13 protein-coding genes and 1 riboswitch are annotated in these 13,474 nt (G+C 66.1%); of the genes, 10 read left to right on the forward strand and 3 right to left on the reverse strand.

The window, feature by feature from the left end; genetic code table 11:
* Positions 1 to 4 precede the first annotated feature (4 nt).
* Both AC4EEV_RS16995 and purU read right to left on the reverse strand, forming a co-directional pair.
* Entirely contained in the window at positions 5 to 523 is a 519-nt protein-coding gene (locus AC4EEV_RS16995) for a gamma carbonic anhydrase family protein (RefSeq protein ID WP_133832106.1), read from the reverse strand.
* Positions 524 to 631: 108 nt separating this feature from the next.
* Positions 632 to 1,492 (reverse strand): formyltetrahydrofolate deformylase, encoded by an 861-nt coding sequence (gene purU, locus AC4EEV_RS17000; RefSeq protein ID WP_018761944.1) that lies wholly within the window; start codon positions 1,490 to 1,492, stop codon positions 632 to 634.
* A 43-nt stretch (positions 1,493 to 1,535) separates the two neighbouring features.
* A riboswitch (ZMP/ZTP riboswitch) is annotated at positions 1,536 to 1,621 on the forward strand.
* A 148-nt stretch (positions 1,622 to 1,769) separates the two neighbouring features.
* On the opposite strand from purU, the gene glyA reads away from it, so the two are divergent.
* From glyA to AC4EEV_RS17050, 10 genes are all read left to right on the forward strand, one after another.
* On the forward strand, positions 1,770 to 3,068 hold the full coding sequence (gene glyA / locus AC4EEV_RS17005) for a serine hydroxymethyltransferase (RefSeq protein WP_133832107.1): 1,299 nt from the start codon (positions 1,770 to 1,772) through the stop codon (positions 3,066 to 3,068).
* Positions 3,069 to 3,071: 3 nt separating this feature from the next.
* Positions 3,072 to 3,974 carry a bifunctional methylenetetrahydrofolate dehydrogenase/methenyltetrahydrofolate cyclohydrolase gene (locus tag AC4EEV_RS17010; RefSeq protein WP_491329555.1) on the forward strand — a complete coding sequence of 301 codons (903 nt, stop codon included), beginning with the start codon at positions 3,072 to 3,074 and terminating at the stop codon, positions 3,972 to 3,974.
* A gap of 160 nt (positions 3,975 to 4,134) precedes the next feature.
* On the forward strand, positions 4,135 to 5,076 hold the full coding sequence (locus AC4EEV_RS17015; protein WP_206073950.1) for an ABC transporter ATP-binding protein: 942 nt from the start codon (positions 4,135 to 4,137) through the stop codon (positions 5,074 to 5,076).
* Positions 5,069 to 5,917 carry an ABC transporter permease gene (locus AC4EEV_RS17020; protein WP_491329556.1) on the forward strand — a complete coding sequence of 283 codons (849 nt, stop codon included), beginning with the start codon at positions 5,069 to 5,071 and terminating at the stop codon, positions 5,915 to 5,917. The genes AC4EEV_RS17015 and AC4EEV_RS17020 overlap by 8 nt, the downstream gene beginning before the upstream one ends.
* Positions 5,914 to 6,750, forward strand: a complete 837-nt coding sequence (locus tag AC4EEV_RS17025) for an ABC transporter permease (protein WP_491329557.1) — start codon at positions 5,914 to 5,916, stop codon at positions 6,748 to 6,750. Before AC4EEV_RS17020 ends, AC4EEV_RS17025 begins: the two co-directional genes overlap by 4 nt.
* A 65-nt stretch (positions 6,751 to 6,815) precedes the next feature.
* A complete protein-coding gene (locus AC4EEV_RS17030; RefSeq protein ID WP_026264635.1) occupies positions 6,816 to 7,379 on the forward strand; it encodes a hypothetical protein in 564 nt (187 codons plus the stop codon).
* A 10-nt stretch (positions 7,380 to 7,389) separates the two neighbouring features.
* Positions 7,390 to 8,223, forward strand: coding sequence for an exodeoxyribonuclease III (locus AC4EEV_RS17035; protein ID WP_026264634.1), 834 nt, complete (start codon positions 7,390 to 7,392; stop codon positions 8,221 to 8,223).
* 16 nt (positions 8,224 to 8,239) lie between these two features.
* Complete coding sequence (trpS, locus tag AC4EEV_RS17040; RefSeq protein ID WP_018761936.1) at positions 8,240 to 9,283, forward strand: tryptophan--tRNA ligase; 1,044 nt, start codon at positions 8,240 to 8,242, stop codon at positions 9,281 to 9,283.
* Between the two features lie 4 nt (positions 9,284 to 9,287).
* On the forward strand, positions 9,288 to 9,992 hold the full coding sequence (locus tag AC4EEV_RS17045) for a 2'-5' RNA ligase family protein (protein ID WP_018761935.1): 705 nt from the start codon (positions 9,288 to 9,290) through the stop codon (positions 9,990 to 9,992).
* 106 nt (positions 9,993 to 10,098) lie between these two features.
* Positions 10,099 to 11,022, forward strand: coding sequence for a YihY/virulence factor BrkB family protein (locus AC4EEV_RS17050; protein ID WP_196803324.1), 924 nt, complete (start codon positions 10,099 to 10,101; stop codon positions 11,020 to 11,022).
* A gap of 17 nt (positions 11,023 to 11,039) precedes the next feature.
* On the opposite strand, the gene AC4EEV_RS17055 is transcribed toward AC4EEV_RS17050, so the two are convergent.
* The gene (locus AC4EEV_RS17055) at positions 11,040 to 13,307 is read right to left on the reverse strand and encodes a hypothetical protein (protein ID WP_491329558.1); all 2,268 of its coding nucleotides are present in this window, start codon (positions 13,305 to 13,307) and stop codon (positions 11,040 to 11,042) included.
* Between the last annotated feature and the right edge of the window lie 167 nt (positions 13,308 to 13,474).

Genomic DNA, 13,474 nt, shown 5'->3' on the forward strand with positions numbered 1-13,474 from the left:
AAACCTACTGGTGGAGCTCGCGGTGTTTCGCTGCGAGCTCCACATAGTGCGCCGCATTGGCTCGGACGCCGTCGAACTCTTCCTCCGTGAGTTCGCGGCGCACCTTGGCGGGTACCCCGGCAACCAGGGACCGCGGCGGAACCACGGTTCCTTCCAGGACGACGGCGCCGGCCGCCACCAGCGAGCCGGCACCGATCACGGCGCCGTTAAGGACGGTGGCGCCCATGCCGATCAGGCAGTCGTCCTCCACCGTGCAGCCATGCACGACGGCGGCGTGCCCCACGCTGACACCCCGGCCCACCGTGCAGGGGAAGCCGGGGTCGGCGTGCAGCACCACGTTGTCCTGCAGGTTGCTGCCGGCACCCACGGTGATGGCCGCGGTGTCGGCGCGGACGGAAACGCCGTAGAAGGCACTGGAATCCTGGTCCAGGGTCGCCCGGCCAACGATGGAGGCTGAGGGCGCTACGAACGCTGTTTCATGGACAGCCGGGGAGTTGCCGGCGAAAGGGTACAGAGGAGCCATGGCTTCACCCTAAGCCACGCCTGCGCCCAACTGACTCGCGGCAGATGCCGTTTTGCGGCCCCAAAACGGCATCCTCTGCCAGCTGGTTGAAGCCAGTCGAAGACCGCGTCAGTTGAAGACCACTGTCCGGTTGCCGTCCAGCAGCACCCGGTGCTCGGCATGCCACTGCACGGCCTGGACCAGGGTCCGCCCCTCCACGTCACGGCCCATCTGGACGAACTGCTCCGCCGTGCGGGCGTGATCCACCCGGATGACTTCCTGCTCGATGATCGGACCCTCGTCCAGGGCTGCGGTCACGTAGTGGGCCGTGGCGCCGATCAGCTTCACGCCGCGCGCGTGGGCCTGGTGGTACGGCTTGGCGCCCTTGAAGGACGGCAGGAACGAGTGGTGGATGTTGATGGCCTTGCCGGTCAGCTCGGTGCAGAGGTCGTCGGACAGGATCTGCATGTAACGGGCCAGGACCGTCAGTTCGATGCCGTGTTCGGCGATGATGCCACGAAGCTTGTCTTCCGCCTGCACCTTGGTGTCCTTGGTGACGGGGATGTAATGGAACGGGATGCCGTAGAACTCCGCGAGTCCGGCCAGGTCCCGGTGGTTTGACACGATGGCGGGGATCTCGATGGGCAGTGTCCCGGAGCGCTGCTGGAAGAGAAGGTCGTTGAGGCAGTGGGCGGCGGTACTGGCAAGCACCAGGGTGCGCACCTTGTCGCCGACGGTGTTCAGGCTCCACTGCATGGAGAAGGCCTCCGCCACCGGTTCAAGGGCCGCACGCAGTTCGGACTTGGCGGCGGGTGTGGTGACCTCGACGCGCATGAAGAAGTTGCCGGTTGAGGGGCTGCCGTACTGCTGTGAATCCGTAATGTTGCATCCTGCCACCAGAAGGGCGCCGGCCACCGCGTGGACGATTCCGGGACGGTCCGGGCAGGACAGGGTTACCACATACGCTTGGTTCAGCAGCTGTTCATTCACGCGTAATAGCCTACCCGCGCTGCGGACGGTGCTTTTGATAGGCTGGAGTGGTCGCAACTGGCGTTGGGTGGCTAACCACCAGGGAGCGGCAATCACGAAGACCACGGATCGTACGCCTGGGCCGAGGGTCATGTTTTGCCGGTTGTGGGGCTGCTCCTGCGTCAGTGCAGCAGCACCATGCCCAGTGCTTCCACGCGCTGTCATCAACGCGGTGCGGGGGCGCGCCAGCCGGTAGCCTGACCTAAGCAGTGCCCGTATCCCTAGCCAGGAGTTCTTCGTGACTACTACAGCCACCTCAACCACAGCCGTCAGCAACCAGCCGCTGGCAGAGCTCGACCCCGAAATCGCCGCAGTCCTGGACCAGGAGCTTGGCCGCCAGCGCGGCACCCTGGAAATGATTGCCTCCGAGAACTTCGCGCCCCGCGCCGTGATGGAAGCCCAGGGCTCCGTCCTCACCAACAAGTACGCCGAAGGCTACCCGGGCCGCCGCTACTACGGCGGCTGCGAGTATGTCGACGTCGCCGAGCAACTGGCCATCGACAGGGTCAAGGCCTTGTTCGGTGCGGAGTACGCCAACGTCCAGCCGCACTCCGGTGCCCAGGCCAACGCCGCTGCGCTCTCCGCCATGATCACCCCGGGCGACAAGATCCTCGGCCTGTCCCTGGCGCACGGCGGCCACCTGACCCACGGCATGAAGCTGAACTTCTCCGGCAAGCTGTACCAGGTTGCCGCGTACCAGGTCGAGGAAGACAACTTCCGCATCGACATGGACAAGCTGCGTGAGCAGGCCATCGCCGAAAAGCCGCAGGTCATCATCGCCGGCTGGTCCGCCTACCCCCGCCACCTGGACTTCGCCGCGTTCCGCTCCATCGCCGATGAGGTGGGCGCGCTGCTCTGGACCGACATGGCACACTTCGCGGGCCTGGTTGCCGCCGGACTGCACCCCAGCCCGGTGCCGCACTCCGACGTCGTCACCTCCACCGTGCACAAGACCCTCGCCGGTCCCCGCTCGGGTGTGATCCTGGCGAAGGAACAGTGGGCCAAGAAGCTGAACTCCAACGTCTTCCCGGGCCAGCAGGGCGGCCCGCTCATGCACGTCATCGCCGCCAAGGCTGTGGCCTTCAAGATCGCCGGCACCCAGGAATTCAAGGAGCGCCAGGAGCGTGTCCTCGAGGGCGCCAGGATCATCGCCGACCGGCTGAACCAGGCCGATGTCGCCGAGGCAGGCGTCTCCGTCCTCACCGGCGGCACCGACGTCCACCTGGTACTGGTTGACCTGCGCAACTCCCAGCTGGACGGCCAGCAGGCCGAGGACCTCCTGCACTCGGTCGGCATCACCGTCAACCGCAACGCCGTGCCCTTCGACCCCCGCCCGCCTATGGTCACCTCCGGCCTGCGCATCGGTACCCCGGCCCTGGCCACCCGCGGGTTCGGCGCTGCCGAGTTCACCGAGGTCGCCGAGATCATCGCCACCGCGCTCAAGGCCGGCACCGGCGCCGACGTCGAGGCCCTGCAGTCCCGCGTTGACAAGCTGGCCGCCGATTTCCCGCTGTACCCGCAGCACGAGCAGTGGTGACCAATGACTGAAACCACCACCGCGCAGATCCTTGACGGCAAGGCCACCGCCGCTGCCATCAAGGCCGAGCTGACTGACCGCGTGGCCGCACTCAAGGCCAAGGGCGTCATTCCGGGGATCGCCACCGTGCTGGTCGGTGCGGATCCGGCCTCGCAGTTGTATGTGTCCATGAAGCACAAGCAATCTGCGCAGATCGGGATGAACTCCATCCAGCGCGAACTTCCCGCGGACGCCACCCAGGAGCAGGTGGAGGCCCTCATTGACGAACTCAATGCGGACCCTGCCTGCCACGGGTACATTGTGCAGCTGCCGCTGCCCAAGCACCTGGATACCGACGCGATCCTGGAACGCATCGATCCCGCCAAGGACGCCGACGGGCTGCACCCGACCAACCTTGGCCGGCTGGTGCTGAACGTCAACCACAAGATCACCACACCGCTGCCGTGCACCCCCCGCGGCGTCATCGAGCTCCTTGAGCGCAACGGATACAGCCTGTCAGGCAAGCATGTTGTGGTGGTGGGCCGCGGAGTCACGATCGGCCGGTCCATCGGCCTGCTGCTGACCCGCCGGGACGTCAACGCCACGGTGACCCTGACCCACACCGGCACCACGAACCTCTCCGAACTGCTCCGGCAGGCGGACGTGATCGTGGGTGCTGCCGGCGTCAAGCACATCGTCAAGGCGGCGGACGTCAAGCCCGGCGCCGCGTTGCTGGATGTCGGAGTTACCCGCGAGACCGATCCTGAGACGGGCAAGAGCCGCGTCTACGGCGACATCGATCCCGCCGCTGCGGAGGTGGCCGGCTGGATCTCGCCGAACCCTGGCGGCGTCGGACCCATGACCGTGGCGCTGCTGATGACCAACGTGGTGGAAGCGGCAGAACGCGCAGCCGGCATCGCGCAGTAGTCCCGCCACCGGGCGCACGACGGCGGCACGGCGCCTTTCGCAGGAAAGGCGCCGTGCCGCCGTCCGCCGTTATAACGAAACTGCAAGCGCACTTCCACATGCGCCGCACCTCAACTAGTCTGCACAGGTGCACAACGAAGCCATCCTGCCCTCCGGCACCATGACCGCGCATCGGCCATCCGGAGTGGTCATCTCCGCAGAGAACCTGACCAAGACGTACGGCGATGTGGCGGCCGTGGACGGCATCACCTTCAGCGTTCCGGCGGGGGAGTCCTTCGGGCTGCTGGGTCCGAACGGGGCAGGCAAGTCCACCACCATGAAGATGATCGGCGGGGTCACCCGGCGCACCTCGGGCAACCTCAGCATCATGGGGCTGGACCCGGACACGCACGGGCCGGAAGTGCGCGCGCACCTGGGCGTGGTGCCGCAGCAGGACAACCTCGACGAAGAACTGCGCGTCCGCGACAACCTCCTGGTCTACGGCCGCTACTTTGGCCTGCCCATGAGCTACCTGAAGCCCAAAGCCGACGAACTGCTGGAGTTCGCGCAGCTGACGGACAAAGCCAAGTCCAAGGTGGACGCGCTCTCCGGCGGCATGAAGCGGCGCCTGACGATTGCCCGGTCCCTCATCAACGAGCCCAGGATCCTGCTGCTTGACGAACCCACCACGGGCCTGGACCCGCAGGCGCGGCACATCCTCTGGGACCGGCTGTTCCGGCTCAAGGAACAAGGCGTCACCCTGATCCTGACCACCCACTACATGGATGAGGCCGAACAGCTCTGCGACCGGCTGATCGTCGTGGACAAAGGCCGGATCATGGCTGAAGGGTCACCGGCGCAGTTGATCCGCGAGCACTCCACCAGGGAAGTGGTGGAGTTGCGTTTTGGCTCGGAACGCAACGCAGCCATCGCGTCCCGGCTTGAAGGCATAGGTGACCGCCTCGAAGTCCTGCCGGACCGGGTGCTGATGTACGCGCACGACGGCGAGTCTGCCCTTGAGCAGGTCTCGGCCCGCGGCCTGAGGCCGCTGACGTCGCTGGTGCGCAGGTCCTCGCTGGAGGACGTCTTCCTCCGGCTCACCGGGCGGAGCCTCGTTGACTGAACCACTGGCCGCTCCGCAGTCCGCCCTTAGGGCGCACCGGCCCGACATCTCGGCTGCCAAGGCCCGGCGCTGGGGCGCCTTCTACTATGCGGAGCAGGTGCTCCGGGTCATGAAGGGGTACTCCTGGTCCATTGTGATGTACAGCGTGGGCCAGCCCGTGGCGTACCTGTTTGCCATGGGCGTGGGCCTGGCCACCCTGGTGGACTCCGGCAACGCGGCGTTCGGCGGCGTGTCCTACCTGGCCTTCATCGCCCCGGCGCTGCTGGTCTCCGCTGCCGTGATGACGGCCGCGAACGAGTTCACGTTCCCCGTCATGGACGGCTTCAAGTGGCGCCGAATCTACTACGGGCCGCACGCGTCACCGCTGACTCCACAGCAGATCGCGGCAGGACAAATCATGGCCGTAACACTGCGCCTGCTGCTGCAGTCTGCCATCTACTTCGCCGCCGTGGCGCTGTTCGGCGCCTCGCCGTCCGGCTGGGGCTGGGCCGGGATCCTGGTGGCCGCCCTGACGGGCCTTGCCTTTGGGCTTCCGCTGATGGCCTACTCCGCGTCGATCACGGAAGACAAGGGCCAGTTTGCGCTGGTGATGCGGTTCATCGTGATGCCGCTGTTCCTTTTCTCCGGGACATTTTTCCCGCTCGAGAACCTCCCGCCGGCAGTGCGCTGGGTCGGATGGATCTCGCCCATCTGGCACGGTACCGAACTTGGCCGGGTACTCAGCTTCGGCTACCACGAAGCGCCACTGCTGACCATCCTGCACATCGCCGTCCTCGGCGGACTTGCTACGATGGGATGGCTCCTGACCCGGCGCCGCTTTGCCCTGAGGATGGGCCAATGAGCGCCGTCTCAGGCCGCGCCGCCAGCGTCACCGAGGCGGCGCGCAACCGGACGTTCGGGCCGCTGTACTCGCGCAATGCAAAGGCCGTCGTCTCCCGGGGACTGATGGCCACGCGCAGCACCAACTGGCTGGTGATGGTGTCCGGATTCTTCGAACCGGTGCTGTTCCTGGTGTCCATGGGGGTGGGCCTGGGTGCCATCGTGGGAGACGTCCGCGGACCCGACGGGACTTCCATCAGCTACGCGGCGTACATCGCCCCTGCCCTGCTTGCCGTGTCGGCGATGAACGGCGCCGTGTACGACTCCACCTGGAACGTCTTCTTCAAAATGAACTTCGCCAAGCTCTACCAGGGCATGCTCTACACGTCGTTGGGGCCCCTGGACGTTGCGGTGGGGGAGATCTTCCTGGCCCTGCTGCGGGGCATGCTCTACGCCACCGGCTTCACCGCCGTCATGGGAGCCATGGGGCTGATTACCACGGCCTGGGCGCTGCTCATGATTCCGGCTTCGGTGCTGATTGCCTTCGGCTTCGCCAGCCTCGGCATGGGGATCACCAGCTTCCTCAAGACATTCCAACAAATGGACTGGATCAACTTCATCCTGCTGCCCATGTTCCTGTTCAGCGCCACGTTCTACCCGCTGAGCGTCTACCCCGGGCCCATCCAGTGGTTCATCCAGGCCATGCCGCTGTGGCACGGGGTGGAACTGCTGCGGCAGATCAGCGTGGGAAGCTTCACGGCCGCCACACCGTTGCACGTGGGCTACTACCTGGCCATGACCGCCGTCGGAATGCTCCTGACCACCCTCCGCCTGCGGAGCCTCTTCCTCAGGTAGCAGCCCCTGTTCGCCCGGGGTGGAAGACGGCCGGAGCACTGCCCGCCATTTGAGACAATGGCTGCATGCGAACTTTGGGCAGCTCACCGTCATCCTCCAAACCCGCCAGGGGCGGCTTTTCGATGTTCCGCATCAGCGGGCCGGGCCTGATGGTCCTGGTAACGGCGTTCATCGTTGCCGTCCTCTTTGCGGCAAACCAGAACGACGTCGTGGGTTGGGTTGTTGCCATCATTGCCGGCTTCTGGCTGGCGCTGGCAGCGTTCGTGGTCTTCAGCATCCAACGGGCCGCCAGGAAGGCGGGGGCAAGGCTCACCGAGGCGCAGAGCGCCTTCAACACCGCCACCGGCCGCGCTCCCGCGCCCGCTTCCGCCGACCACGGCGGAACCCGCGTGATCTACGAACGCTCCGAAGCTGACGAAGTACGTGACCTCAAGCTTGACCACTCCTTCAAGATCGTCCAGGTGCAGGTCCGCGTGGTGGAAGACGAGCGCGCCAAGGGTGCGTCCGCCAACCAGGACACCATCAACCGTGCCCTGGAGACCATCGAGATCACAGCCACCAACGCCCGGGACATGATCAAGTCCTCCGGCGGCAGCGGAGAGCCGGTCGCCGGAACCATCATCGACTAGAGTGGAGCGGGTGAGCTCGGCATTGAACAAGGACCACCTTCGCATCGCATCCGTCAACGTAAACGGCCTTCGGGCTGCCTACAAGAACGGGATGGCGGCGTGGCTTGAGCCGCGGGACGTGGACATTCTCTGCCTGCAGGAGGTACGCGCCCCTGACGCGATCGTCCGGCAGCTGCTCGGGGATGACTGGCATATCCTGCACGCCGAAGCGGAAGCGAAAGGCCGTGCCGGCGTCGCCATCGCGTCCCGGCAGGAACCCCTCGCCACCAGGAACGGCATCGGCGACGACTACTTTGCCACGGCCGGGCGCTGGGTGGAGGCCGACTTCCGGTACCCGGATGCCGCCGGCAACCCCGTCCAGCTCACCGTAGCCAGCGCCTACGTGCACTCGGGCGAGGTGGGGACGCCAAAGCAGGACGACAAATTCCGTTTCCTGGACGCCATGATCACCCGGCTGCCGGAGCTGGCCAAGCACAGCGACCATGCGCTGGTGGTGGGAGACCTGAACGTCGCCCACACACCGTTCGATATCCGGAACGCCAAGGGCAACGTGAAGAAGGCCGGTTTCCTGCCGGCGGAACGCGCATACTTCGACCGCTTCCTGGGCGAGGAAATCGGCTGGCACGACGTCCACCGGAACCTGTCCGGCGAGATGGACGGCCCCTACACCTGGTGGTCGCAGCGCGGAAAGGCCTTCGACAATGACACCGGCTGGCGCATCGACTACCACCTGGCCACCGCAGGGTTGGCGTCCGGTGCCCTGTCCGCCGTCGTCGACCGTGCCGCCTCGTGGGACACCCGCTTCTCCGACCACGCCCCGCTGGTAGTGGACTACCAGCTCTGAGCCCGAAAGTTCTTCCATGACCAGCCAGACTTCCCAGCCAGCCAAGAAGCGCATACTCTCCGGCGCCAAGCCGACCGCCGATTCCCTCCACCTGGGCAACTACATCGGAGCCGTGCGCAACTGGGTGGATATGCAGGCGGAGTACGACGCCGTATTCTTCGTCCCGGACCTGCACGCCATTACGGTGGACTTTGAGCCCGGGGAACTTGCCAAACGGACCCGCATCGTCGCGGCCCAGTACATCGCCGCCGGTATCGACCCGGACAAGAGCATCTTCTTCGTCCAGTCACATGTGCCCGAGCACGCGCAGCTTGCCTGGGCCCTGAACTGCATCACGGGCTTCGGCGAGGCGTCGCGGATGACCCAGTTCAAGGACAAGACCCAGAAGTCCGGAGCGGATTCCGCCACGCTGGGCCTGTTCGCCTACCCCACGCTGATGGCGGCCGACATCCTGCTGTACCAGAGCGACCTCGTGCCCGTTGGCGAGGACCAGCGCCAGCACCTTGAGCTGACCCGGAACCTGGCCCAGCGTTTCAACACCCGGTTCGGCCAGACCTTCACTGTGCCCGAGGCAACGATCGTCAAGGAAAGCGCCAAGATCTACGATCTCCAAAACCCCAGCGCCAAGATGTCCAAGACGGGTGAGTCGCCCAACGGTGCCATCCAGCTGCTGGAAGATCCCAAGATCGCAGCCAAGCGCATCAAGTCCGCTGTCACCGACGCCGGAACGGAGATCCGCTTTGACGCCGAGGAAAAGCCCGGTGTGTCCAATCTGTTGACCATCTACTCCGCCCTCACCGGCAAAACGGTCACCGAGCTGGAAGCCGAGTACCAGGGGAAGATGTACGGCCACCTCAAGGTGGACCTCGCCGAGGTGGTGGTGGATTTCATCACACCGATCCGCAACCGCACGAACGAGCTCATGGCTGATCCCGCCGAGCTCGACCGGCTGCTGGCCCTGGGCGCCGACCGGGCCCGGGAGATCGCTTCGGTCACCCTCGCACGGGTGTACGAGCGCATGGGCTTCCTGCCGTCCCTCACCCTCGCTGGAGTCCGCTAGCGCCATGTCTTCGAAAAACGCTACCGCCAGGGGAAGCGCGTGCTCTGCCGGCGAGGCGGAGCGGACCCGGCGTAACCGTTACGAGGACCAGCCCGGCCAGGATGCCGTGGCGGAAGGCGGCGCGGCCGGGACCGAAGACGTCAGCGTGGGCGTCATCCTGGGTTTCCCGGACGAGATTGCCGCGGAGCTGCAGCGCTGGCGCGCGTCATTTGGGGACCCGATGGCCGGAGTGATACCGGCGCACATAACCCTGATCACCACCACGCCCACGCAGGATTGGGAGGCAACCCGACAGCACGTCCGCGAGGTTGCCCGCTGCCAAAGGCCTTTCACGGTCACCATCGCCGGGACGGGAACGTTCCGCCCAGTCTCGCCTGTTGTCTTCATCAAAGTGGAGGACGGGTTCGAACACTGCGTGGATCTGCACCGCAGGCTGCAGCAGGGTCCACTGCACCGCGAGCTGCCGTTCGCCTACCATCCGCACGTCACGATTGCCCACGACGTCGCCCCGGAAAGCCTGGACGAGGCCGAAACGGCACTAAAGAACTATAAGGCAACCTTCCCCGTGGTTAGCATGGGACTCTATGAGCATGATGCCGACGGCATCTGGCAGCTAAGGGAAGAGCTGGATTTTGGGACCGAAACTAACAACGACGCCGGCACCCCCTTCACGGACGCTGCCGCGAACACCGCAACGGACGCCGGCTGACCAGCAGCCCCTGCCTACTGAAATCGCCCGGCTGAAGCTGGACGTCATCCAGAAACGCAGCGACTGGCATAAGGCGCGCCGCTCCGGCGGCAAGGTTCCTGCCCTGATGGCGTGGATACAGTTGTTCACTGCCCGGCTGAACGTCGTGCGGCCCATGCGGGCATTCAGGCATTACGGACTCCATTACGGACCGTTGATGAGCGCGGGCATCGGCTTCAACATGTTCTTCTCCATCACGGGCCTGCTGGCCACCGGCTTTTCCGTGGCCGGCCTGGTACTCCGCGGCCAGCCGGCCTTGCTGGACACCATCATCAGCAGCGTGGCCAGGAGCGCCCCGGGTCTGTTGAAGGTCAATGGCGGCGATGGCCTGGTGGACCCCAAGGACTTGCTGGATCCCAGCGGACTGGGCTGGACGGCCGTGATCAGCGCCGTGGTCACCGTGGTTACTTCGCTCGGCTGGATCAACGGCCTCCGGGACGGACTCCGCGGGATTGTTGAGTTGCCTCCGCTGGTGGTCAATCCCATCCTGCTCAAGCTGCGCGACGCCGGGACCCTGCTCCTGCTGGGCGTGGCGCTGGTGATCAGCGCTGGCGCATCGCTGGTGTTCGGCACCGCCGCAGGTTGGGTTGCCGATTTCCTGCATCTCAGTGACGCCTTGGCCGGCCCGCTGACCACGTCCGTCAAGATTGTGGTGCCACTGGTCCTGAACTGGGTCACCGCGCTGATCATGTTCCGGCTGGCTGCCGGGTTGAAGCTTTCCCGCCAGGCCCTGCTCGAGGGGACCATCCTTGCTGCCGTGGGCACCACCGTGCTGCAGATCTTCAGCACGGAACTGCTGGGCGGAGCCAGCCGGAACCCCATCCTGGCGCCGTTTGCCATCATCATCGGCCTGCTCATCTGGTTCAACCTGGTCAGCCAGGCCTACCTCGTCTCCGCAGGGTGGTCAGCGGTGCGCGAGGCCGACCTCGCGTCCGGCGGCAAGCCCCGCAAGACGATCCTTGGTGCCCGCCGGGCGACACCCCAAACCTGACCCGGGCGAACGGGCACCTAGGGAAAGGGCAGCAGCCCTTCCCACCGCACCGTCCAGCCCGGCGGGAAACCGGGGGAGCGATGGTCGGGGCCGTTGTCCCATCCGGCAGCCATCAATGCTGTGGCGGCCAGGAGGCCGCCGTTGCCGGGCAGGTACAACGGCAAGGAATCGGTTTGGCGGTTGTGCCCGTTGGGCAGGACCGTATTCTTGCCCGCATCCTGCAAAAGGACGTCCACAGCGGCCTCCGGATCGCCCAGGCGGGCAGCGGTCATGGCCATGACCGGGTAATCCCAACCCCAGGTACTTTCCCAATCCCAGCCGGCCAGGACATCGGCCAGCGTGGCCCGCATGATGTCTTCGTCAATGAGGTCCGTCCGCGGCAGGACCCCCAAAGCGCACAGCATTGACGGGTGGTCGGTCCTGATGGTGAACGGCTCCACGTCTATCGCTGCGTAGGCGCCGTCGATGACCCGCGGCGGAACGAGTCCTCCCGCAACGTCCTGCCACGCCGCCACAGGTTCCAGGCCCATCCGTTCCCGCCATGAGGCGGCGGTCCGGAGGCCCCACTGCCAGTACGCCAGTTCAAAGGTGGGATTCGTGACGGAGGCCCGGATCGGGCCGTAGCTTTCCTGGGCCGGTACGATGGGCGGCCCCAATTCGAATCCGCGCGCCGTGGGGTGCGCGAAGCTGGCCATGAACGAGGCCGACTCGAACACGATCTCCGCGAACTCATCCAGGATCTGCTTGCAGGGGTTGGCGCGATAGACAAGTTCTGCCAGGTAGATGGGGTGCGGCTGCTGCCAGAGAAGGAAGGTGCCGATCGGACTGGGGCTCTCCTGCCCGTCCGGGCCCACTTGCTTGGGCCAGCGGACGCCGTCGAACCCTTGGGCCCTCGCCGTCTGCCGCGATGTTTCGAGGACCGTGGCGTACCACCGCAGGGACGGCAGCAGGAGTTCCGAACGGCCCCAGAGGGCGAAGTGTGCAGCGTGCCACCAATGCATCTCCAGATGGAACCGTCCGCGCCACGAATTGCAGACGAGCCCGGTTTCCTGGGGCGGGAGGGAGCCGGCGCAGTTGACCGCCGTCAGGTACTGGGAGAGGACAATGCGGCGCTCAAGTTCCTTGGCGCGGGCGTCTCCGGTCGCACCCAGTTCCACGGCGGCGCCCGTGGTCCAAAACCCCTCCCAATGGGCCGCGGAGGCAGCGGCAATGCCGTTGCCGGGGCTGTTGCTGCCGGGGAGGGGCCCGACGGCGGCACTGGCCTTTGCGTCTCCGGGCGGCAGGTCCGTTGGCAGGAGGGCGTCATCCCCGGGTCGCGGGATACAGTCGCCGTCGCCGGCGGGTACAAAGGCCAGCGCGACGTCGAGTACGCCGGGGCCGCCGGGCAATGTGCTGATCCGGATCCGGTGCCTGCCCGTTTGCTCCACGACGAGTCCGCTGCCGCTGACCACCATCCGGTAGCGGGCGTTGTCCAGTTCGCGGTGAATGGTCCACGTTGTCGAGCCGGGATGGACCTCTGACGCGACAGGCTTCCCGAGGGTGGTGGTATGGGCCTCGGGCCGGCTCCAATCGGCGGCGTTGTGCCAGGCCTCGGATCCGTAGGGGAAATCAATGCAGAGCACCAGCCCCTCGTGGAGGGCGGGTGATTCCACGTGGAGGCCCAGTTCATCGCGACGCGGATGGCATGCGGTGAGGACGTCGACCGGACGGCCACCAAGGGTGAAGCGGCTGTGGACGGTGCCAGTCCACAGGTCGAGGGTCTGCACGGTGCCTGCCAGGTCTGTTCGGCTGATGGCCTGTTCGGTTGAGCCTGGCGCCAGCATGAAGCCGATGCGTGCCAGGTCCAGCCGGTGCGGATTGGCCCGCAGCCATGTTTCGGCGGCCGAGGTGCCGGTCTCGCGGTCGTTGACGATGTCTCCCACCATGTCCACGTAGGGCACAGGCCCGCGGGGGGAATCGTAGGAAACGGTGGAGCCGGCCAGTCCGTAGGGTTCCTCGGCGGGACGGGAATGCCAGCCCCACTGGGACTGCGTACCGAGGAGTGTCCCGGGCGGGAGGGCGTCGTCGCGGGCACCCACCGGATAGTCGGTCGGGAAGGTCTGGACGCCGGTCAGGTCCATTGTGAAGGCAAACTCGCCGTTGCCCACCGACACCGGACTTCGCGGGTCCACTGTTCGCTGGCTGACGTTGTGCCTCGTGACCAAGGCCCTCCTGTCGATGGGCGCGGTGCTGCCCGGCGAGGCTTTGGGCGTCACCGCGCGGTCGGTGGTGCCTTGGCTGTGCACGCTGAACGGCCTCCTGGGGAATGCGGGAATGCGGGGGTAAAGCACCGTTACGACAAGCCGCCTGACCGGGTAACTTACCCTGCGGGAAAGGCGTGGTGCGGGAAAGGCGAAGAGTTAGAAAACGTTTTCCCGCCTTTATCCTTGCGGCGCGCCGGGGCCACTGTCAA

The sequence above is a fragment of the Pseudarthrobacter sp. MOO14 genome (assembly GCF_058267675.1).